A 22,549-nucleotide genomic window follows, 5' to 3' on the forward strand; every position below is an offset into this window, starting at 1 on the left:
TATCACCTACCTTACTTCTTCTTCAGATTTATTTACGACTCTAACATTAGAATTATCTTCTGATAAATTTTCATTATTTTCTATTTTTTTATCATTTTTTAAAAAACTTAAATCAACTTTAGGTTCAGTATTTTTATGATCTTCCATTACATAACCATCAGTGATTACGACTTCATTTTCTTCTGGTTCATAACCGCTCCAGAAATTATCATATAGACAATCCATCATTGTAGCCCTAGTAATCAAACCAACTAACTTACCTTCATGATCTATTACTGGAAGATTTCTATATTGTAACTCATTTATATAATATAGAGCATCCTTAACCTTTGTAGTATTAGAAATAGCATTAGCTCTCTTCAATAAATCGCTGATTGGCGTTGTAAGCAGTCTCTTTTCGCCTCTTAGTGCGAATACGTCCAAAGCTCCTAATAAAACATCGTTATCATCAACTACAAATAGAGTATCAACTCTGTTATTATGCATCATATTTACGGCTGTTCTAAGAGTAGAATTAACATTTACCTTTATTGGACTTTTCATCATTATATGTTCTACTGTATCCATATTAAACTGTGCTTCCGATAATCTATCTTCGCCTATCATATTTCTAACAAAGTCATTTGCTGGATTCATAAGTATATTATCAACAGTATCAAACTGAATTAACTCTCCTTTGTCCATTATGGCTATTTTGTCAGCTAATTTTATTGCTTCGTCCATATCGTGTGTAACAAATACAAATGTTTTGCCCATTTGTTGTTGCAGTCTCTTAACTGTAGACTGTAAGGATTCTCTAGTCAATGGGTCAAGTGCACCAAATGGCTCATCCATTAATACTACATCTTGGTCTGCAGCCAAAGCTCTAATAACACCTATTCTCTGTTGCTGACCACCAGATAATTCTGAAGGGTATCTCTCTAAAAAACTCTCTGGTAATTCAACCATTTTTATCAATTCTTGAGCAACCTGTCTTCTTCTTTCTTCTGGCCACTTCAATAACTTTGGAACCATAGTTATATTTTCATATATTGTCATATGTGGCATTAGTCCGATTTGTTGAATAACATAACCGATTTTTCTTCTTAATTCAACTTCATTATAGTCCTTTATATTTTTTCCACTAATTGTTATTTCTCCACTTGTTGGTTCAAGCATTCTATTTAACATTCTCATTAAAGTAGTTTTACCACTACCTGATGTACCTATAAAGCAAACAAACTCTCCTTTATCAAACTTCATATTTACATCTCTTACTGCCATCTTTCCATTTGGATATTTCTTTGATATATTTTTGTATTCTATCATAATTAAGCACCTCCCACAGCGTGTATTTTTATAATAGCTCTTATGATATTTCTGTCCTTATTAGCTCAGTAATACTAGATTTTCATTTTTTGATATTTTTCGTGACTTTATGGCAAATAAAATTGACTAAATTAAGGATTTCATAAATCTCTTACAATAATCCTTAGACTTAGTTAATGTTTTTTGCCTGAAACTTTGAGTATTGCAAATTTTAAACTTTTCTAAGCTATTTAAAATAGAAAAATATTCTATTTCTTTATAATTGCAAAAAAATTAAGGATTAGTTCTTTCAATTGATACCCATTAAAGAGTATTTTCAAACAATACACTTTCAATATAACTATATTTCAAAATATTTTTTATACATATTTTTTATACATATTTTTTATACATATTTTTTAAATTTAACATTAAAAATTAATTATACTTTATTAATCAAAAAAATAAGCCCACTGTTATTTGAGCTTATTTTTTACAATATCTTTAAATTTCTTTAATTATGTATATAAACTATATAGTTTATATACATAATTTATTTGTATCTTCTAAATAGAATCTGACTTCGTAAAGATTATCTACGATAGCATTAGATTCTTGTCTTACTTTTTCATCTGGTTGATACGAATCAGGAACCATTATTCTATACATACCTGCAGCTTTCGCAGCCTCTATACCATTAGATGAATCTTCCAATACTAAACAATTTTCGGGATTAATATTCAATTTTTGTGCTGCTAACAAAAAAACATCTGGACTTGGCTTTCCATTTTGTACTTCTTCACCACTTGCTATTACATCAAAGTATCCACTAACATCATTTTTTTCAATATTATTTATTATGTGATCATTATTTGAACCTGATGCCACTGCTATCTTATATCCATTTTTTTTAAGTAGTCCAACGTTTCTACTAGATATGGCATTTTGTCGGGACCTTTTGAAAACAAAACTTCATTCATTAGGACAAAATGATCATCTACCATCTTTTTACCATCCATTTTACCTCTAAAATACTCTTCATAAAAGTCATATATACCCTCTTTTTTAAATCCAAGCACTAAGTGCGTTTCTTCTGGGGTCATTTCTACTCCTTGAATTTTTGATGCCTCTATCATACATTTAGTGCATAGTGATTCAGTGTCAAACATCAAACCATCCATATCAAAAATCACAGCTTTTATTTCTACAGTCATTATATCCCTCCTCCTATTACCTATACAATTTAATAGTTTTAGTTATTAAATTGTATAATAATCTTTTATAATGGTAAATCTTTTTTTACAAATTTTATACTAGCAATCAAATATGTAAGAATTGCAATAATAAATAATATTGCTAATTTCCACTCAAATCCATAATCAATATTAGATGTACCCAAGGTTGATATAGATTTAATATCATAAAAACCTACTATTGTCATCTTGTTGAATAAACTTAATTTTTCTACTCCTATACCAAGCATCACAATATCATCAGAACCAAAAAATCCTAGAAGGGAACATAAAAAAAACCACATTGTAAGTCCTCCACCGAATGCCATTGCATTTTTACTAGAATTAAATAGACAGCCACCCAAGAAGCAAATTCCAGATACAGCTTCTACAATTGCATACATTCCAATATGAAGTCCTATTATTCTATCAAGATTTACAGTATCAAAAAACATATATGAAGTGAAAACTCTTACTAGACAAACTATTGAAATTACTAAGGCTGGCATTACTATCATATATATCATATGAGTTGTAACAACAGCTGACCTCTTAGTAGGTGTAGATAGTATATATGCCATAGACCCCTTGTCGACTTGATCTGCTATCAAATTATTAGATACTATTATTATTAAAAGGAAAATCGGAAGCAATCCCATAACTGTATAATACATCTGATTCATCATTGTACCCATATCCATATCAGTCATATTTTTTATAAATTGTGTTGATACTCCTAATGCTTTCATATTTGTATTTATCATATCTCTAGTACTTAAATCTTTTCCACTAAAAACACCTTTTTTGTCCTTTAAATTATATAAATAATCGAAGTTTTTTACATACACATTCATATCGACGCTAGATTTTTTTAATATTTTTATATCCTTATCTAATTCATCAGAAGAAATCTTATACTTATTATTTTTTTTATTTCTTGTCTTTTCTGCCTTATCGAACAATTCATCATATACTTTTCTATTGTTCCTGTTTACAAAATCCATATAAGATAATTTTTTTACTTTATCTCTTATTATAGTATCTTTTTGTTCTTGACTTATATTCTGCATAGAAGGATTAGATTTTATCATATTTTCTATTGCTTTTTGACTTTGTTCATTATATGAAGTCAAAACAAACATATGAGCGTAAAAAGATTTTTCTGCATTTTTTATTTGATCACTTATAGTCTCTTTTTGAAGTGTTGACATAGCATAGTTGATTACTGTTGCAACCATACACATTATAAGAGTTATTGCTATCACAACAATCATATTTGACTTTATATTTTGTTTCATAAGAGGAAGAGAAAAAAACTTCCTACTCTTTATATTATCTGACATAAAAATCTCTCCTATTTTCGTCTTTATATTTTTTTATTGTTTCATTTTATACATTCTATATAAATAGATATTTTTATTATTAAAAAATTTTATGTATTTTTTTCATCTTCATAAAATGATTCTTTAAATTTATGCTCTAAAGCAAATTCTTCTTCTCTAAAAAATTTAACCTTATGCTTGCTTAATAACTCAAAAACTTGGTTTATATTTTTTTTATCAAATGATATTCTACAATAATCCTCTTTAACTTTATTTATTTGAAGAAAGCTTGATTTTTCATCTTCATTTTGATTCAAAAATTCTTTTAGTTCCTCTTTATTTTCAAAGCCTAATCTAAAAATTTTAACAGTTTTTTCATCTATATCATTCACATCAACTACATTTATTATTCTTCCATTTTTTATCATGGCAACTTTGTCGCAAACAGCTTCCAATTCGCCAAAAATATGAGTGGATATTAAAATCGTTTTTCCTTTGGATTTCTCTTCACGTATAAGTGATATAAATACATCTCTCATAAGTGGGTCTAATCCTGTTGTTGGCTCATCCAATATAAGTAAATCCTTTTCTCCCATCAAAGCTGCAATTAATGCTGTTTTTTGTTTCATGCCTTTTGACATTCTTTTTAAATCGGCATTAGGATCTAATTTTAATTTATCCAAAAGATAGTTCATATATGTTGGATCTTTAATCTGCAAAAATTCTGCTTGTATTTTCAAAAAATCTTTACCTGTAGGCAACCTAGGAAAAGAAATCTCTCCAGGTACATATGATGTAAATTTTTTAATTTCTAATGCGTCTTTCCAAGCATCTAAACCATTTATTGTAACACTACCTTTATCTGCTTTTACAAAGCCCATTATATTTCTAATGGTTGTTGTCTTTCCAGAACCATTGGTTCCCACTATACCATAGACCTGTCCTCTTTTAATATCTAGATTTATATCAAATATACCCCTATTTTTACCATAATCTTTGGTAAGATTTTTTATTTGTATAAATGCTTTATTTTTTTTTTCTATAGGCATTAAAGAGTCACCTCCTCAAAGTCTCTATCCAACTCGTAAAATTCCATAAAATATTCTTCTAAGCTAGATTTATTTTCTGTAAAATCAGAAATTTTTTCTCCAGCCAAAAACTCAATTAATTTGTATATATCATTATCTTTTAATTTTATAGTAGCTATTAATTCGTTTTCTTTTTTTATTTCAAAATCATGGAATTTATCTATAAGATTGTATACAGAACATTTTTCTTCAAATACCATCTTGTAACTTCTATCTGCGTTCTCTTTGAAATCTCTAGCCAAAAACTCATCTACTATTCTCCCATCTTTAATTATTGCAATCCTGTCACAAGTCGCCTCTACTTCTTTAAAAATATGAGAGGACAATAAAATAGTTTTTCCTCTTTCTTTCTCATTCTTAATAAAATCAATAAAAGTATCCTGCATTATTGGATCCAATCCTGAAGTTGGTTCATCTAATATCAGAATATCAGGATCATGCATAAAAGCAGTGATTATAGCTAACTTTCTTTTATCGCCCAAACTTATCATATCTATTAGTAAATCAATATCTATATTAAATCTTTCTATCAATGATTTTTCATATTCTCTACTTACTAAATTTCTCATATTCGCCATCATATCTAAAAATGATTTTCCAGTCATAGAATTAGGAAAGGAAATTTCTCCTGGAAGATATCCTATATTAGCTTTTAAAATATATGATTCTTCCCAACAGTCCTTATCTAAAATTGAAACATTTCCGTACAGGGGTTTTGAAAATCCCATCAAGTGCCTTATTGTCGTAGTCTTTCCCGCTCCATTAGGTCCCAAAAATCCAAAACATTCTCCTTTATCTATTTTAAAACTGACATTGAAAATACCTCTGCCGTGACCATAATCTTTAGTCAAATTATCCACTTTAATAATCGACATAATATCACCACCTATTTTTTTTACATTAAATTAATTCTATCTGATATAATCTAAATATACTAACTAATAAATATGTTTGACAATACATTTATAATCTATAATATATTTTATCTTATTATATATTATATTAAATATATTTTTATAATAAAATAGACACTTAGAGCAAATTATTCTAGTATTTATTCATTTTTAATATATATGAGATGGAAAGGAAAAATATGCCAAATAGTATACCTGCTAGGAATAGAATAATATCTAGTTTTTGGAAATTATTATCCAAACATAATTATTCAGATATAACAATTAAATCAATAGCAATTGATGCAAAAGTAAATCATAACACTATTTACTATCATTTTAAAAATATTGACGAAATTGCACTAACTGCTTTGGATGATGTGATAATAGATGATTTACCAGAATTGTTTTTATCAATATTATCAGATGTTGATAAAAAAATTAATTACGAAAACTTCTTGATAGAAAAAGGTCTCTTAGACACATTTATGAAAATACGTTTATTCGCAAGAGGCGACTCTATTTTTCTGTACAATAATATTAAAAATATAATGCTTGAAAAATGGTTACTAGCTATAAATGTAGATTTGAATTATTTAGAAGAGGAAGATTTAGTAGATTTAGAGTTTATTTTTAATGGCATTACCAGCCTAGTTGCAAACCCTATAATAGAAAAAGATCCAAAAATTTTAACTACAATTGTTAATAGACCTTTGGGACATGGCATTATAGCCACTATTAATCGACTAAAAGAAAAATATAATTAATTTATTTTTTAATTAAAATGAAGGAGAGAAAATGTCAAAACTTAAGAAATTAATGATAGAAAAAGAAATAGATATTAGTCTTTTAGCAGCATCTATAAACGTTAATGATGATAAATTAGAAAAAATAATTGAAAAAGATAATATAGAAAATTATTTAGATATTATGCAGTTAGCTGAACTAGCAAGAGTACTAGATGTAGAAATAGATGATCTAAATTAATAGATCATCTATTTCTTTAAATTTTATATAAGCTTTATACAATAGGCTTTTTATAAAAAAATAATCCACATAAATCAGCCAATATCCAGCCAATAGGTATTGCAATCCATATACCTTTTATTCCTATAAATGGAATAGACGATAAAGTAAAAGCTAGTGCAACCCTAGTTCCTAGGGATATTATAGTCAATACTAGAGATATTTCAGCCTTGTTGATTGCTCTAAAATATCCATAAAACATAAATAATATTCCAATTCCTATATAAAATACAGATACTATTCTCAAATATTGCACGCCTATATTTATAAGATTATACATACTTTTATCCACAAAAATACTCATAAGTTTAGGAGCAAAAATATATACAAAGGAACTAATAACCATGCAAAATATAATAACTATTTTTATTGAAATCTTCGTTCCTTTTTTAATTCTGTCACTATTTCCTGCACCATAGTTTTGTGCAATAAATGTAGAATATGCATTTCCAAAATCTTGAACTGGACTATATGCCAAAGTATCAATCTTCACAGCAGTAGAAAAGGCTGCCATAACAATTGTTCCAAAAGAATTTACTAATCCCTGTACAGTTAAAATCCCAAAGTTCATAATAGATTGTTGCATACTTGTAAGTAAAGACAAATTAGCAATAGATTTTATAATATCCCTATCCATCTTCATATTCTCTCTATTTACTTTTAATTCTTCAAATTTAAATGAATATATTATTACTCCAACCGCACAGATATATTGAGATATTACTGTAGCAAAACCCGCACCAAATACACCCATATTCATATAAACAATGAAAATAATATCCAATGCAACGTTAAAAATTAAGGAAACACCCAAAAATATAACAGGTATTAATGAATTTCCAATTGCCCTAAGCATATTAGCATAATAATTATATAGAAAAGTAGCGAATATACCAAAAAATATTACATTTAAGTAATCTCTGGTCATTTTAAAAATCTGTTTTGGTATTTGAAGAATATTTATTATCTCATTCAAATATATATAGGCAAAAAAATTTAAAATTAAAGTAAAAATACCAACAATCGTAAATGAAATAAAAAGCCCATTTTTTAGCATATTTAAATCTCTTTTGCCAAATTGTATAGATGTAAAAACCCCACTTCCCATACACAAACCAATTATTATTGAAGTTATAAAAATAATTAATGCATAAGATGCTCCCACTGAAGCTAGTGCATTAGGTCCAATAAATCTACCTACTATAAAAGTATCTGTAATATTATAAAATTGTTGCATTATATTGGCTAGCATTAGAGGCATAGCAAATCTTATCAAAGATTTTGTAATATTATCTTGTGTTAGATCTATATTCATACTTACCTCCTAACAAATAGATTCTATTATTATAATACAATATTTATATTTTTTTATCATCACAATTTATGTAATTATTATTCTACAAATATTAAACATAAAAATAGCGTAGTAATCAATAACGACTACTACGCAAAATATAATTTAAATATTATTTTTTCTTATATATTTTTTACTTATAATGTCGTATCTGCAGGTGATGGAGTAGATAAATTATTATCTACCAACATCTTTGCTGATATACTATCACCACTTAAAGTAAATTTATCATATATGTCCTTTGTTATATCCTCTTCTTCTATCTGCTCATTAATGAAAGTATGCATAAATATTTCAGTGGCATAGTCATCCGCCTTTTTCGCTATATCATTTATCTTATATATTTTCTCTGTCACTTTCTTTTCATGTTCATATATAAATTTTGCTACTTCAACCGGCTCCTTCATATCAAATTGTGAAGCTTTTATATCTTCAAGAATTGGTGTTTCATCTCTCTTTATCATAAAATTGATAAAAGCCTGTGCGTGCAATAACTCTTCATTATAATGTTGCATCAACCATGATGAATATCCTTTATAATTCTGCTCTTCCATTGCAAGTGCTAACTGTAGATAAATATACCCTGAATGAAATTCAAAATTAATATGATCATTCAAAGCCTTTGCTACTTCTGCTTTCATAATAAAACCTCCTTAAAATATAATTAGTAAATAGATATAATTTTTAGTCTTATAACATTAAGACTTTAAACTCTATCTTATATTTATACCACAAAAAGAAATTTATAATTTAATACTTTCCATATTTTTATAAATATATTTTTATTACTTTCTATATAGATATTTTTACATCAAATATTTTTTAAAAATTCTATTGCCATTTTTATTGATTTTTCTGCCTTATCAACCATTAAAGAATGTTGCCAAAATGCATGTAATACTCCATTTGCAATTTCTATTTCACAATTTATGCCATTTGATTTTAATATTGTATATAAGGCTCTTGAATCATCCAATAAAGGATCTAATTCCGCTCCTACAATATATGTTGGTGGAATTTTGTTTTTTAAGTCAGCACTCAACAAATCAATATAAGGATTCTTTGCCTCTTCTTGGTCATTTAAATATAATTTAAAATATTTGTCTAATTCTTCTTCTGTTAGACCATCTAATTCATTTCCATAAAGTCGCCTAGTCATTGAATCTCTCAATCCATAAGTTCCATAAGCAAGTAATAAACTCTTTATATTTAGCCTCTCATCAAGAATATTTTCATCTCTTAATTTCAAAAAAAGTCCTAGAGATAAGGCTGCACCTGCAGAGTCACCACAAAAAGAAATTTGTTTTGGATCAATATTCCATTTAGTAGAATTGTTTTTTATATCTAAAATCACATCCATACATTCTTCTAATTGCTGAGGAAACTTTGCTTCTGGTGCCAAAGAATAATCTATAGAAATTACTTTATAACCTGATAAATTACAGAGTCTATGAATTATTGACCTATGTGTATTTGTACTTCCTAGTATAAAGCCTCCACCATGAATAAAAATTATTGCAGGGGATTTTTCCTTGATATTTGAAAATAAATGAACTTTTACATTATTATATCTAGTTTTAATTGATTTTTCTTCTATATACTTTACTAGTGGAAGATTCTGATTCCAGTATTGCCTTTCGTTTTCATATACTTTTCTTATATCTTCTATGCTTAGATTTTGACTATATAGACCTGGTGAAAGCTCTTCCTGCTTAGATAATGCTTGCTTCTCTTGAGGGTCTATAAGGTGTGATATTCTTAGTTTGTTAAATATTGACATAATCATACCTCCATAAATTTAATAGATCCATATTGGAATGATCTACACTAAGTAGAAATTAATATATATAGTAATCACACATTGCACACCCCCTTTTATACAATCTACACTAAGTAGAAATTAATATATATAGTAATCAGTAGCAAAACAAACTCAAAGAGAAGGATCTACACTAAGTAGAAATTAATATATATAGTAATCTTTTTCATGTTTCAAACTTTCTTCTAAATCTACACTAAGTAGAAATTAATATATATAGTAATCAATTACAAGACGAACATATAAAGTTGATCTACACTAAGTAGAAATTAATATATATAGTAATCAATTCTGTAACAGTTAATGTTATATATATCTACACTAAGTAGAAATTAATATATATAGTAATCACTTACAGAATACAAATTCTAGGAGGGATCTACACTAAGTAGAAATTAATATATATAGTAATCGTAAAAATGGATGGTATGGAAAATAGATCTACACTAAGTAGAAATTAATATATATAGTAATCGTTGTCTAAGTATGCTTTATTTTTCAATCTACACTAAGTAGAAATTAATATATATAGTAATCCCTATATGCATATAAACATATTGAGATTACTACATGTTATTTTAGTTTATTTTTATTCAATATTTTTAAGAATATCCGAAAGCCTTATTACTACATATATTTATAAATTACCCAAAAATATTAAGACAGAGGTTTGCTAAAAAATTACAATCATATCTTTTTCATCATTTTTGGCATATCCATATCTTATTATATCATCTTCATTTTTTATTTTAAACATTATTACTGAATCAGAATTAGAAAATTTTTTCATAAATCTTCCCTCTATCTGTGAAGTTATATTATCAATCATTCTAGCACTATTTTCAATATCAAAAACTGAATATTGTAATCTATATCCATATGCAGATAGAAATTTAGAAAATTGAGTTCTAAGCTTATTGTCAGATATATCATAGCTAATTATTAACATCTTATCACCTCATTATATATACTGGGAACCCATCAATAGATTTTCTTTTCATAAAGGCTCTATAGTATGTCTGTAAATAAAGAAAAATTTCCTCTTTATTTTCAATTATTGGTTTGGCAAGTGCAGACACATACTTTGGAGAATTTTCCCATTTTAATTGATATTGTTTATTTACCAATATAAAATCTTCTTTTTTAAATTTTTTCAAATTAATATTTTTCCTTACTTCATAATCAATTAAGGATCTAAATGGTTCCATCAAATCACATACTAAAGATTTACGCATATAAAATTCTTTATGTAATACACCATAATATGTATCAAAACCATATATATTCAACAAAGATTCAATAAAATTGAATAATACCGTATATCCAATATCCAATGTTGAATTTATATAATCTTCCTTTATTCTTGGTACTCTTCTTTTCCATTCAATACCTTCAAATATTTGCGAAAAATACAGTTTCGATGCTTGACCTTCTAATCCCATTATTTCTTGACCTGTGTTAGCAGTAAAAATTACTTTATCCTTAATGTTATTTAACTCCTCAATAATTTTTTGTCTTTTTTCAGATTTTTTCCTTATTTTACCTAATGCAAGGCTTTGATTATGTATTTTATTAGATATTATACCCTTGCCAATATCTAAACCATTATATTCATACTGAGCCTTCCTCAATAATGTATTACCTTCCATCTTTGTACCGATTAGTTCATACATCTTCATACTTGTATTCATTAGGCAAATTGTAAAGTTATATTTTTTTGCTTTTTGTATTAATGCAGTTGTAATCGACATATGCCCTATAATAAATACTAGGTATAATCTATGACATGTTGATTGATGTTTTATTTTTCCATTTTCGTCTTTCACTATTATATTTTGATTAGATATTGATAATTTTTCTTTCTTATTTGTAAATACAAATAATATTTGTTTCTTTTCAAAGTCGGTTCTCTGAATCATATCAAACTCCTATCACATGCTGGCTCATAAATGCAATTCCTACATTTAGATATATTATTTTGTTTAAATTTGCTCAACTCAAATGTCCTCATTTGTTCAATAATATTCTCAAATTTCCCAAACATAACAACATCATTTTCTGGTAAATTAACTTCATAGTTTTTATTGTCATCAATACTATGAAACCTCAATTTCTTTACATCATATCCCATTTCCTTCATACAAAAGTATTGAGCATACAATTGAAATATGTAACCATCATAAATATTAACTATTTTCTTTTTTCTTTCTGTTAATAATCCCTGTTCAGAATCAAATATATCTATTTTACCTGTTAGACCATATTTTTCTGAATAAACTGATATACCAGTTAAAATATTCTTCTTTGTAGAATACTTATTTTTATCCACACTCTCATGAGCATTTTTACCATCAATTTGTTTATTAGAATTATAGATAATAGGGTCCAAGCTTCCATACAAATTATGAAAATATATAGAAGCTGGACAAAATATAAAGTCATTTAAATTTGTAATAATAATAAGGTTATCCATTTATTTTACTTACATAGTCTAGAAAATCATTTCTCTTAACTATTAAATCAATGTCCTTTCCCCTATTAAAATTATTTGTAATTATTTTTTCTTTATTATCTATAATTCTTTTTACTAAAATCTGACCTTTTAAAGCAATATTATATGCACCATTCGCATCTGCATCTATTGGCAAAATAGAATCTTTACTTTGATTCCTAGTATCAAAAAACTCTCCCTTAGAATTTATCACAGGAGAAATAATATAGTCTTCACTGTCTGTGCTTACTCTCATATTCAATAATTCTATTAAAATATTAATAATTTTATCTATTGATTTCTCTTTTTCAAGTATTTTCTCAATTAGATTTCCATCTAAATATGGTATTTTATATTTATTCATTATATTTTTCATTTCTTCTGTAAGATTTATTTCTATTCTTTTCTTTGTATTTCTATTATACTTACACCTTATTCCATTAGTATATACACACCAATCAGTAACCTTTACTTCTGTATTAATGAAATTTTTATAGTTAAATTTAAAATAGAACATATCTTTTTCATTATCGTATCCTATGTATTCAAATTTTTTTATAAATTTAATTTTATCTTGCTTGTTTTTGATATTTTTTATAGGCATACGATTTATAAATCCACTAGTAGGATCTACTTTTGAAGTGTTTCTTGGATCTACAAAGAAGATTATTCCACACTGTTTTCCTACTTTTTTTAGCGTATCAACTTGTCTAGCTAATTGAAACGCATTCAGCACTCCTCCAGGTTCTGTAAAATCAGTATCCTTAAACACCAAATAATTAAGTTTCTTAATTAAAGCTGTTTCAAACTTTTGATATACTTGTTGTTCTACTTTTTTCCTTAAATTTTTAAATTCAATGTTTAAATCTTCCATAGAAATTATAGCGTCATATTTTATTACCATTTTACATATTTCATGGACTACCTGAGATACATAACCTTCTTTTAAATCTTTTATTTTTTCTATAGTATCCCAACTTCGTCTTTCATTATTTCTATCAAATGCTTTTTTATCTAATATGTCTTTATAATTTATATTGCTTATTATACTTTTATCCTTTGATTTAATCTCTTTCTCAATGATATTAAGAGATTTCTGTTCGAGTATTTTTCCCTGTGGATTGACTACGCTTATATAAATTAGATTTTTCTCACCTCTATCAATACCTATAACATTTTGTGACTTTGATTCAGCAATTTTTCTTAATACTTTATCATCTAGCTTATATGATGAATTTTCTTTATAATTTATAGTTATTGGCACATGAAAATATAATTTATCCTGTGTATATCTTCTATCTTTTATTATGTCATATTTAGCTTTCTTTACTGTAACATCCCCACTATCATACAGTTGCTTCGCATTCTTTGAACTGAAATTTTTAATTCTTCCATTAACATAATTGAATATTTCTACATATAAATCCTCTGGAATTTTTAAACCATTTTTATCAATTTTATTAACTAAATACTCACCTGAACTATGCTTAAACTCCTTATCTATTTGCTTTTCTCTAAAGAATATCTCAGCATTACCATTTAATTTTACAATACCATTCTTTTGATTTAAATCACTGAAAATTGATTCAAAGTACATTGTATGTAAATTTTTCTTTCCTTTGGAGTTAGAAGAAAAATCTTTATTGTATATTTTAAATAGGTATATTTCATTATTTTTAACTAACTCTCTAATATCATTCTCATTTAATTTTTCATATTCTATTTTATAAGAAACTGAATCAACATCTCTATAGAAATCTGCAAGGTTTATATATTCATTTGAACTTTTTAATATTCCATAATCAAATATACTTGTAGATTCATACTTTGATAAAAAGTCTTTACAGAAATCAATCCAAAATATTAGAGATTCTTTATAACCCTCTTCATCTCCAGTATTTTTCAAATATTCTGTTTGAAATTTTTTCTTTCCATCATACTGAGTATAATATAAGTCATATAATTTTCTATCTATAATTAAATCTTCAGAAAAACCTACTTTAAGTTTATAATCTTCTTTTGATTTTGCAAAATGATTTTTTACATCGTTTTTTTTTATGCTACACTTTGGAATCATCTTGGCTGCATCTGGGAATAAATAATAAACCATTTTTTCATATTCGCCTTTTTTATCCACTAAAGTCTTCATATTTTTATAAGCATTTTTTTTATTTTTATTTAGTATCCCTAGGTAATATTCGTTATTTTTTCTAAAAAGAATTCCTCCTTTTTCCTGAACTTTTGATTCAGCCCAACCAGTCAGCAAATCCGGTGATTTAAAATTTATTTTAATTTTATTATCCGCAAATTCTTTCTTAGTAATGTAAGACCTAACTTTATTATATATACTATTAAAATCACTGAAATTATCAAGCAATATATTTATATCAGAATAGAACACCATATCTAAATCTAATAACTCATTAGAAGAAAAATATCTTATTTTATTTTCAATGCTTTTCAATCTATCTAAATACAATTTAAGCATATTTTTAGTTTCTTCATGAGTCTTTATTTTATTATTTGATTGATAAGTATTAACAAAATTATTAAAAGCTTCTGTTACTAAAATAATATCTTCTTTTGTAATTAAATTTTCAAAATAATCTTTAATCAGATATTTTTTCCCAATATTGTAATTATTATTTATAATAAATTCATTTATTACTCTATCTAATTCACTCATACTAAAATATATACTTGATTTTTTATTACTATTTTCGTTTTTTTGCTCTTTTTTATATTTTTTTATTTTTTCTATTAATATATTATTATCCTTTGTAGCATAATTTTCTAATGCTAAATTTATTATATTCCAAGATGCAATCGACTCATCAATATTAAAGTTATCAAATATATCCTTTGAAATTTTAGTAAGATAGCTTGACTTAATATATATTTTATCCAAATCATAGATACTCACATCTTTTATAATATCAAGTACATTTAAAAGATTAACGCCTAAATCAGAATCAGATATTACATATAGTTCATGATATTTTTTCACTTCATCAAAAACATCTTTGTCATTATCATATACATCCAAAATAAAAGAATTCGAACTTCTATCAGATAAAATTTGTTTATATAGTGACGCTAGTTTAGGAATCTTATTTTTTTTATTTACTTGATTCCATTCATTAATAAGTTCATTAATTCCTTTTATCTTATTTCTGTCTTTTGGTGAAAATCCACCAATTATTGTATTATATATATCAATATTTTTTTGTATAAATAGTTTGTTAAAATAAGATAAATCAAAAAATTGTTCAATTTTTTCATATTTTTTTAAGATATCGTTTTCTATAAACTCATTCTCTATATGCAAAATATTCATAGCTAAATATTCTTTTATTTCTTTATAAATAGCTATATTTGATTCAAACCTTTCAAAGTTAAATATTATTCTCTGAGATATAGCCGTAGATTTGTCTTCGCTTGAAAATATATTCTTTCTAGTATCCCAAAAATTTGTAAAATATGTTGTAAAATCTTTAAACCTGTTTACTATATCTTTATTCTTTATTGCAACTTCTTTTTCATAATAAGAATCAACAAAACTAGGTAAAATAACTCTTATTAAATCCTTTCCTGTACATAATTTTACTATTGAAGACTTTTTATTATCATTATTCTTTATAATATTAAATTTAGGCTCTGTCACAATACTATAGGAATCCATCAAGTCACAAATTTCTTTTCTATATATTTTTTTTATATTATCCATCTTCTTTTGATCTGGTTTATTTTCTCTTAGCATATCAGATAAATCCGTCCAATCAATTTTGGATTCCTTAAGGGTTTCATTAATAAGTACTCTATAAAAATCATCAATTATTGATTTTATTCGTTTATAATCTTCCGCCCTATTCTTATCAATTTCAATTTCTTTCATTGAAATCATATTGTCCTTTGTTTCCCACATCGGAATTAATTCATTCCTTAAAGTTATTTGTTTAGGAAATAATTGTGTAAAACTTTCATAACTACTCTTTTCTAATTTCCTAATCATTCTACCTCCTCAAATATTTTTTCTCAAATAATTTTTTTATTAAATATTTTTTCTTTTAGATTCTATAATCAACGCACGTTGAATGATATCTACTTAGCAGTAGAAATTAGTCTTTATAATATATATATTCAACATTAAAATACAAAACCCTTTTATTTTTTTAAAATAATATTTTATATTTGTTTAAAAATCTTAAAGCTATATTAAACTAATTACAGATTGTTTTAGAGTTAGTTTAAATAGTCTTAAAAAATATGCAAAAAACAACGAATCCAACACAATATATATCAGATTTCACTATATAATTTTTTACTAATTCTTCACCAACTTTATTCGACAAGGAAGCAATATAAAAGACTAATTAGTATTCTAATTAGTCTCCATTCTACACATCTGTATAACAATTTAAATTCAATTTTCTTTCTATTAAGTATCTAATTATAAACAAAATAGCACAGATCAAAATATAAGCTCCAATTGGAACTTTAAATAACATATCTTTACTATGACCAATTATTATTGTATCAATAAATACAACTCCAAATGCAACTATTCCACCTACATAAGCACCCTTAACTAAAAAGTTCTTACTCTTTTTGCCATTATTTTCATTATTGGTAAATTTCTTCATAAACCTTGCAAAAAATATAGATTCTACACATATCATAATTGATAGAATTATATCTAATAAAGTAATTCCGATTGTACATATCTCTTCTGAATCTAAGATTGCCCAAGATATCAAATCTGTTATAATATTTATAATCGACAGAATTATTAATACCAGTAATACTAATGAAATATCACAAAGAACCCTTTCTTTTTTACCAGTTTTAGGAATATTATATATCATTGTATCTAAAAAAAACTTAATATTCTCTCCAAATAATTCTTTACTTGAAATCCCACTTTCTTTTGCAACAAATATTTTTTTTATTATTCTTTTTCTTACGCATTCTTGATGATACTGATTTATTCCAGATTTTCTTAAATAGGACATAATATCCATATAATCTTTTTTATATTCTGAACTAATTCGTTTATCCAAAATACTATTTTCTTTTTTTAAATCTCTTATTCTGCTCATATATATCTCCACGTATTTTTTGTTTATTCATTATTAGTAATTAAATTAATTATCATTTCTATAGTAACTATATTTCAATTTCATATATACGTCAATAAAGATTATGATTTTGCCACAAAAAAGGAAGAGTATTTTAAATTTATCTATATTTTTACACAATATCAAAAGTAGCCTTCTAGTATTAGGAAGGCTACTTTTGTGCTAATTGTTTTTTTATAATAATTTTTTGTTTTAACCAATGTATAACTAAATTATCTAACCTGTAATTTGCAACATATTAAATATCTCTATTAAATCATTTAACATATTCACTATTTTTTAGTATTTCAATTGAATGGCTTATTTTCTCTTTTGAAACCATTACTACCGGTCCAGTACAACCCATACCACTTTCTGCATATATACCCTTTTTCCACAACGCTTTTACAGCATCTTCTAAATCAAGTATATCAACCCCTGCAATAGTTTCAGTCACTACTTCTTTTTCTGGAACCTTAACTTCTTCTACTTCTTCATGAGACAGTTTCTTTGATTTTAATTCACTTATTTCTTTATCGAAACAGCATTTTATTGCTTCTTTGTATTCTTTTCTTGCTACTTCACTAATATCACCTTTTACAACATCATAAGCATATTTAAGGGCATTAGCAACTACTGGTGAACCGCTGGCTCTAGATAATATTAATACTCTTCTATCATAATCTTCTCCAACTCCAGGACCATAACCATATCCTTGAGCTTCAAAATCTCCGCCCGTATTGAATGATGAGAACATCTTCATTAACAAATTTCCTGTAAGGCTATCTGTCACCATTACATCAGGTACGCCCATCAATAAGTCATTTCCTCTCATTATTGATCCACCATCTGCTCTAAGTGATTCAGCAAATTCAAAATCGTATCCATTCTCTTTTAAATTTATTAATATTTTTTCTACTTGCCTAGCGCCATCTAGGTTAAGTATACCTACACTTGGTTTTTTCTTACCACAAGCTTTTGCAGTTGCTATTCCATAAATTGCGTTTCTAGCCATAGCTTCTACTCTATCTGTCGCAGATGTACCTGTAGTAGTTGCTAAGTACATTTCTTTGCCTCTTGCAGGAGTTACTACTCTTCCCACTGTAGAAACTCCTATTGGGAAATTGTAATGCATAGTTACGCAAGCATCTATTTCTTTTGCATCTAGCAATTCTTCCATTTTTTTATACATCAAATCTTCAGTGTCTACTTCATAAGATTCAAAACCTTGATCAGACTTTCCAATTAATACAATTTCAAATAGAGGATTTTTTGCTAGTTTAGCTCCATTAATTAAATTTTCACTTCCATGCTCGCTTCCTAGTGTAGTTAGTCCTATTTTTATTTTCTTTCCAAAATTACCAGTTTCTATTGCATCTGCAACTTCTAGTAATACATCAGATATCAATTTATTTGACATATCTACACCCTCCTATTCATTTATCATGTCCTGGGCTATATTTCTCATAGACTCTGCAATTATTTTTCTTATTTCATCCTTTGAAATAGATGAACTTTGTTCTTCTTGTTCTCCTGGATTTCTTTCTACTATAAATGATAAACCATCAAATAAGTTTGTCATTCTTCCAAGGAATAGGCTTCCCTTACCTACAATCATAGCTCTATTTCTCTCACCTACTGTTAGGTCATCTATCATAAAACCTACATATGGTACTCCTGAAGGTATATGTCCTTGAGTAGGAGCCCATCCTGGTAAACCATGATTTGCAATAAAATCTTTTAATTCTTTCTTTTCTATCTCACCTCTAGTTGCTGCAAGTGCTCCTATCATCTTGTAGTTTGCTTCTGGAACATTACCTGCACCAGCTGGCTTTGTTATATCTGGATTTTGCATTTCTACTGAAAATATATCCACATCTGGTATCTTCAATCCATCTCTATCTAATCCTTGTGTAATTAATGATGTCATTACAGCCTGAGGTGCTGATCCTGTTCCAACTGTATGCTTTCCTACTAGATCTGTTCTAATAATTGGATTTACGCCATCATTCTCAGAAATAATTACAGCAAAACCACCCACTACATCTTCAAGTACTGGAAGACCTTTTTTCAAATGATCTTTTGCATTCATTCCTAATTTTGCCGAAGCTCCACCAGCTACTACCATTACATTTTTATGTATTCCAGCTTTAACAAGTGCTGCTGCATTTGTAAGTGCATGTGCTGGAGCTGCACAAAAACCTCTAGTATCTGAACCACTAGCATTTGTAAGACCTGCCATTTCTGCTATTGATTTAGCAAAGTTTCCTCCACCTCTTTGGTTCATATCACCACAAGCTTCTTCAGAGCACTCAATTACATAATCTATAGAGTCTTTATCTACACCTGAACTTCTAAGAACTTCAAGAGCTGAAATTACACCTGAAGTTTTTACTACTAGATTTTCAAACATTGTATGAGCACTTAAATTTACATCAACATCATGTGCTCTTTTTACATAGCCTACCAGCTTATCTTCAAAGTAAAGTCCTTGAGCTATGTGATTTTCTAGTAATTCTTCAGAACCACTTATGTCTTCTCCAACTAAAATATGGAAAAAATCCTTTAATTCAGAATAATTTTCTTCTATTTTAGTTTTTACATTATCTACAAATTCATTAGACAATTTTACTAACTCAAATGCATCACATATTTGCATTAATGCTAAAAACTCGTCTTCTGGAACTATCTGACCAAATTTACCATATCTTTCTCCCTTGTGTTCAATTTCGCACCATGGAAGCTTCTTATCTGCCAAAAATTCTGGTCTTACATTTCCTATATAAACTTGGTTAGGAATATAATTCACAACTTCTTCGTAGCTTCTAATTTTAGCTTTTATTTCTTTTAGGAACTCAGAATCAGGATTTATTTCCTGTTCTATTGTGCAAGTTGTACCATTTTTTACAATCATATCAGGAGTATGTACAAGTACATAACCTGCTCCTCTAAATACTGGGAATGACATAATTTACCTCCAAATTCAATAATATTTAAAATAGTAATATTGGTAGGCTTAAAATAAGTCTACCAATATTGTTTATAGCTAAAAGTAATAACTAGTCTTCAAAAACTGTTTGTCCATCAACTTCCACAGTTAATGCCTTTAATGCCTTTTCAACTAATCCTCTCCTCAATGCTTTTTCTTCTGCATGTTCTAAGGCAGGATTTCCAAGAGGATGAGGTATAGCTATTGTTGGAACTATTCTATTTGCACCAACTGTCAGAGAAATAGGAACTACTGTACACATATGTACTACCGGTAAACCAGCTCTCTCTATTTCTTTTACCATCGTTGCACCGCAACGAGTACAAGTTCCTCACGTAGATGTTAAAACAACTGCATCCACACCATCTGCCAGCATTTTCTGTGCTATTTCGGCTGCATATATTTTAGCCGAAGCAACTGCTGTACCATTACCTACTGTTGTATAGAATTTGTTGTGTAATTCTCCTATCAGCCCTTCTTTTTCCATATCTCTAAGAACATCTACAGGTAATACTCTATCAGAATCTTGGTTTGCATACGAGGGATCATATCCACCATGAGCGGTTTCCCAACCTTCTTCAGTAAGATCATCAATACCCGTAATATCATATTCTCCATATTTTGTCGCACTTGAAGATTCTATTCTATCTGGATTTCCCTTTGGTACTATACCACCTGATGTACAAAGAGCTATTTTACACTGTGATAAGTCTTTTACTGCTGGATTTGGATCTACTCTATCAAAACTTGGCATCGGATATTCTGTTTCAAATTCTTCACCATTAATTTTTTTAACAAGCATATCTACAGCTCTTTTTGATCCTCTTTCTTCTGCAAAAAAGTTAACTCTTACTCCTCTTTCAATATAACCATCTTCTTTTGGAGACGCTATTTCTTCATTTTTAGCCAATTTTATAGCAAGCTTTGCTATCTTTGGTAAGGCCTTTCTCATACCTGCAGCTGAATTAGATGTTTCAACAATGTATAATTCTTTTTTAAACATATCTGCCCCAGGATTTTCTATATACATACCTGTTAAGCAAACAATATCCAATTCTTTTTGTACTACGCTAGTAATTGTACCACAAGCTACACCATATCTACCTGCATTAAATGCTGGTCCTGCTATAAATACTTGTGGATTAAATTTCTTGATCATTTCAAGTACTTCTCTACTTGCCTTATCTATATTTTCATTAAAATAACTGTCTCCGCATACGATTGTAGCTACAATTTCAAATTCTTCTCCTAGTTTTTGTTCTAATTGCTTACTTACTGGAGGAAGTTCTTCTAATATTTGTGGTTCAACGTCTGCTTTTTCTTCTCCACCTATTCCAGCAAAGAATTGGTTAATATAATGAACTACTCTAATCTTTGACATTATTTTACCTCCTATTGGATTTTATAGATACTTGCAGAATTCGTCTCTTATTTCAGACATTTCTTCAGCAATTTCATCGCATTCTAGAACCATTTCCATCATTCCAATTTGTTCTTCATAAACCTCTTCATTGAATTGTTCTTTCATTTCTTCTTCTACCACATGGTATACACTTAGCCCAAGTTCAACACCTGCAAGTGGTCCAGCAAAAGTTGGATCTCCTGCTGTTACTGTTTCGGCTGCAAGACCTGCAGCTTCGGCTTCAGCGGCACCTAGTAAAACCACAACATTTTCGTTGCCAAATTTTTCGGCAGCATTTTTTACTCTGTTCTGGTTTTCAAGGTCCATAGCCCCAGCAGCTGTTCAGACGAAGCATTCAGTAGATGAGAATACTACTTCAGCACCATCGACAGTCTTTACGCATTCTTCGATAGCAGGTCCAGGTATACCGTCTCTGTCACCGATTATTATTACTTTTTTATTCTTTAAAGTTGTCATAATCTTTCTCCTTTATTTTTTTATGGCATTTTCGCACTATGCCTTCATACAA

18 protein-coding genes, 1 pseudogene and 1 CRISPR repeat array are annotated in these 22,549 nt (G+C 27.6%); of the genes and pseudogenes, 2 read left to right on the plus strand and 17 right to left on the minus strand.

Translation table 11 applies throughout. From position 1 onward, the window contains the following. Positions 1-6: 6 nt before the first annotated feature. The 5 genes and pseudogenes from O0R46_RS07890 to O0R46_RS07915 form a co-directional block, all read right to left on the minus strand. Entirely contained in the window at positions 7-1,308 is a 1,302-nt protein-coding gene (locus O0R46_RS07890; RefSeq protein ID WP_269311207.1) for an ABC transporter ATP-binding protein, read from the minus strand. Positions 1,309-1,827: 519 nt separating this feature from the next. Then, positions 1,828-2,501, minus strand: a pseudogene (locus O0R46_RS10230) (HAD family hydrolase). A 65-nt stretch (positions 2,502-2,566) separates the two neighbouring features. Next, entirely contained in the window at positions 2,567-3,862 is a 1,296-nt protein-coding gene (locus O0R46_RS07905; RefSeq protein ID WP_269311211.1) for an ABC transporter permease, read from the minus strand. 89 nt (positions 3,863-3,951) lie between these two features. After that, positions 3,952-4,890 carry an ABC transporter ATP-binding protein gene (locus O0R46_RS07910; protein ID WP_269311213.1) on the minus strand — a complete coding sequence of 313 codons (939 nt, stop codon included), beginning with the start codon at positions 4,888-4,890 and terminating at the stop codon, positions 3,952-3,954. Continuing rightward, complete coding sequence (locus tag O0R46_RS07915) at positions 4,890-5,804, minus strand: ABC transporter ATP-binding protein (RefSeq protein ID WP_269311214.1); 915 nt, start codon at positions 5,802-5,804, stop codon at positions 4,890-4,892. Before O0R46_RS07915 ends, O0R46_RS07910 begins: the two co-directional genes overlap by 1 nt. 218 nt (positions 5,805-6,022) lie before the next feature. On the opposite strand from O0R46_RS07915, the gene O0R46_RS07920 reads away from it, so the two are divergent. Together O0R46_RS07920 and O0R46_RS07925 are read left to right on the plus strand one after the other, a co-directional pair. Then, positions 6,023-6,589, plus strand: a complete 567-nt coding sequence (locus O0R46_RS07920) for a TetR/AcrR family transcriptional regulator (protein ID WP_269311215.1) — start codon at positions 6,023-6,025, stop codon at positions 6,587-6,589. 31 nt (positions 6,590-6,620) lie between these two features. Further along, positions 6,621-6,809 carry a helix-turn-helix domain-containing protein gene (locus tag O0R46_RS07925; protein ID WP_269311216.1) on the plus strand — a complete coding sequence of 63 codons (189 nt, stop codon included), beginning with the start codon at positions 6,621-6,623 and terminating at the stop codon, positions 6,807-6,809. Positions 6,810-6,843: 34 nt separating this feature from the next. On the opposite strand, the gene O0R46_RS07930 is transcribed toward O0R46_RS07925, so the two are convergent. The 12 genes from O0R46_RS07930 to grdA form a co-directional block, all read right to left on the minus strand. Further along, the gene (locus O0R46_RS07930; protein WP_269311217.1) at positions 6,844-8,163 is read right to left on the minus strand and encodes an MATE family efflux transporter; all 1,320 of its coding nucleotides are present in this window, start codon (positions 8,161-8,163) and stop codon (positions 6,844-6,846) included. A 176-nt stretch (positions 8,164-8,339) separates the two neighbouring features. Beyond that, positions 8,340-8,843, minus strand: a complete 504-nt coding sequence (locus O0R46_RS07935) for a ferritin (protein WP_269311218.1) — start codon at positions 8,841-8,843, stop codon at positions 8,340-8,342. A gap of 170 nt (positions 8,844-9,013) precedes the next feature. Next, positions 9,014-9,982, minus strand: a complete 969-nt coding sequence (locus O0R46_RS07940; RefSeq protein ID WP_269311219.1) for an alpha/beta hydrolase fold domain-containing protein — start codon at positions 9,980-9,982, stop codon at positions 9,014-9,016. Positions 9,983-10,022: 40 nt separating this feature from the next. Beyond that, a CRISPR array of direct repeats spans positions 10,023-10,558; the repeat unit is 36 nt; unit sequence ATCTACACTAAGTAGAAATTAATATATATAGTAATC. A gap of 136 nt (positions 10,559-10,694) precedes the next feature. After that, a complete protein-coding gene (gene cas2 / locus O0R46_RS07945) occupies positions 10,695-10,970 on the minus strand; it encodes a CRISPR-associated endonuclease Cas2 (protein WP_269311220.1) in 276 nt (91 codons plus the stop codon). 4 nt (positions 10,971-10,974) lie between these two features. After that, positions 10,975-11,940, minus strand: coding sequence for a type V CRISPR-associated endonuclease Cas1 (cas1, locus tag O0R46_RS07950; RefSeq protein WP_269311221.1), 966 nt, complete (start codon positions 11,938-11,940; stop codon positions 10,975-10,977). Continuing rightward, positions 11,937-12,494 (minus strand): type V CRISPR-associated protein Cas4, encoded by a 558-nt coding sequence (gene cas4, locus O0R46_RS07955; protein ID WP_269311222.1) that lies wholly within the window; start codon positions 12,492-12,494, stop codon positions 11,937-11,939. Before cas4 ends, cas1 begins: the two co-directional genes overlap by 4 nt. Beyond that, positions 12,487-16,524 carry a type V CRISPR-associated protein Cas12a/Cpf1 gene (gene cas12a, locus O0R46_RS07960; protein WP_269311223.1) on the minus strand — a complete coding sequence of 1,346 codons (4,038 nt, stop codon included), beginning with the start codon at positions 16,522-16,524 and terminating at the stop codon, positions 12,487-12,489. The genes cas4 and cas12a overlap by 8 nt, the downstream gene beginning before the upstream one ends. Positions 16,525-16,909: 385 nt before the next feature. Further along, positions 16,910-17,611, minus strand: a complete 702-nt coding sequence (locus O0R46_RS07965) for a DUF1129 family protein (RefSeq protein ID WP_269311224.1) — start codon at positions 17,609-17,611, stop codon at positions 16,910-16,912. 295 nt (positions 17,612-17,906) lie between these two features. Next, positions 17,907-19,049 carry a glycine/sarcosine/betaine reductase complex component C subunit alpha gene (grdD, locus tag O0R46_RS07970; protein WP_269311225.1) on the minus strand — a complete coding sequence of 381 codons (1,143 nt, stop codon included), beginning with the start codon at positions 19,047-19,049 and terminating at the stop codon, positions 17,907-17,909. 12 nt (positions 19,050-19,061) lie between these two features. Further along, positions 19,062-20,597, minus strand: a complete 1,536-nt coding sequence (gene grdC, locus O0R46_RS07975) for a glycine/sarcosine/betaine reductase complex component C subunit beta (RefSeq protein WP_269311226.1) — start codon at positions 20,595-20,597, stop codon at positions 19,062-19,064. Between the two features lie 91 nt (positions 20,598-20,688). Continuing rightward, a complete protein-coding gene (gene grdB / locus O0R46_RS07980; RefSeq protein ID WP_269311227.1) occupies positions 20,689-21,999 on the minus strand; it encodes a glycine reductase complex selenoprotein B in 1,311 nt (436 codons plus the stop codon). A 21-nt stretch (positions 22,000-22,020) separates the two neighbouring features. After that, complete coding sequence (gene grdA, locus O0R46_RS07985; protein WP_269311228.1) at positions 22,021-22,497, minus strand: glycine/sarcosine/betaine reductase complex selenoprotein A; 477 nt, start codon at positions 22,495-22,497, stop codon at positions 22,021-22,023. Positions 22,498-22,549 lie beyond the last annotated feature (52 nt).

The sequence above is a fragment of the Peptostreptococcus equinus genome, assembly GCF_027125355.1.
Taxonomy (GTDB): domain Bacteria; phylum Bacillota; class Clostridia; order Peptostreptococcales; family Peptostreptococcaceae; genus Peptostreptococcus; species Peptostreptococcus equinus.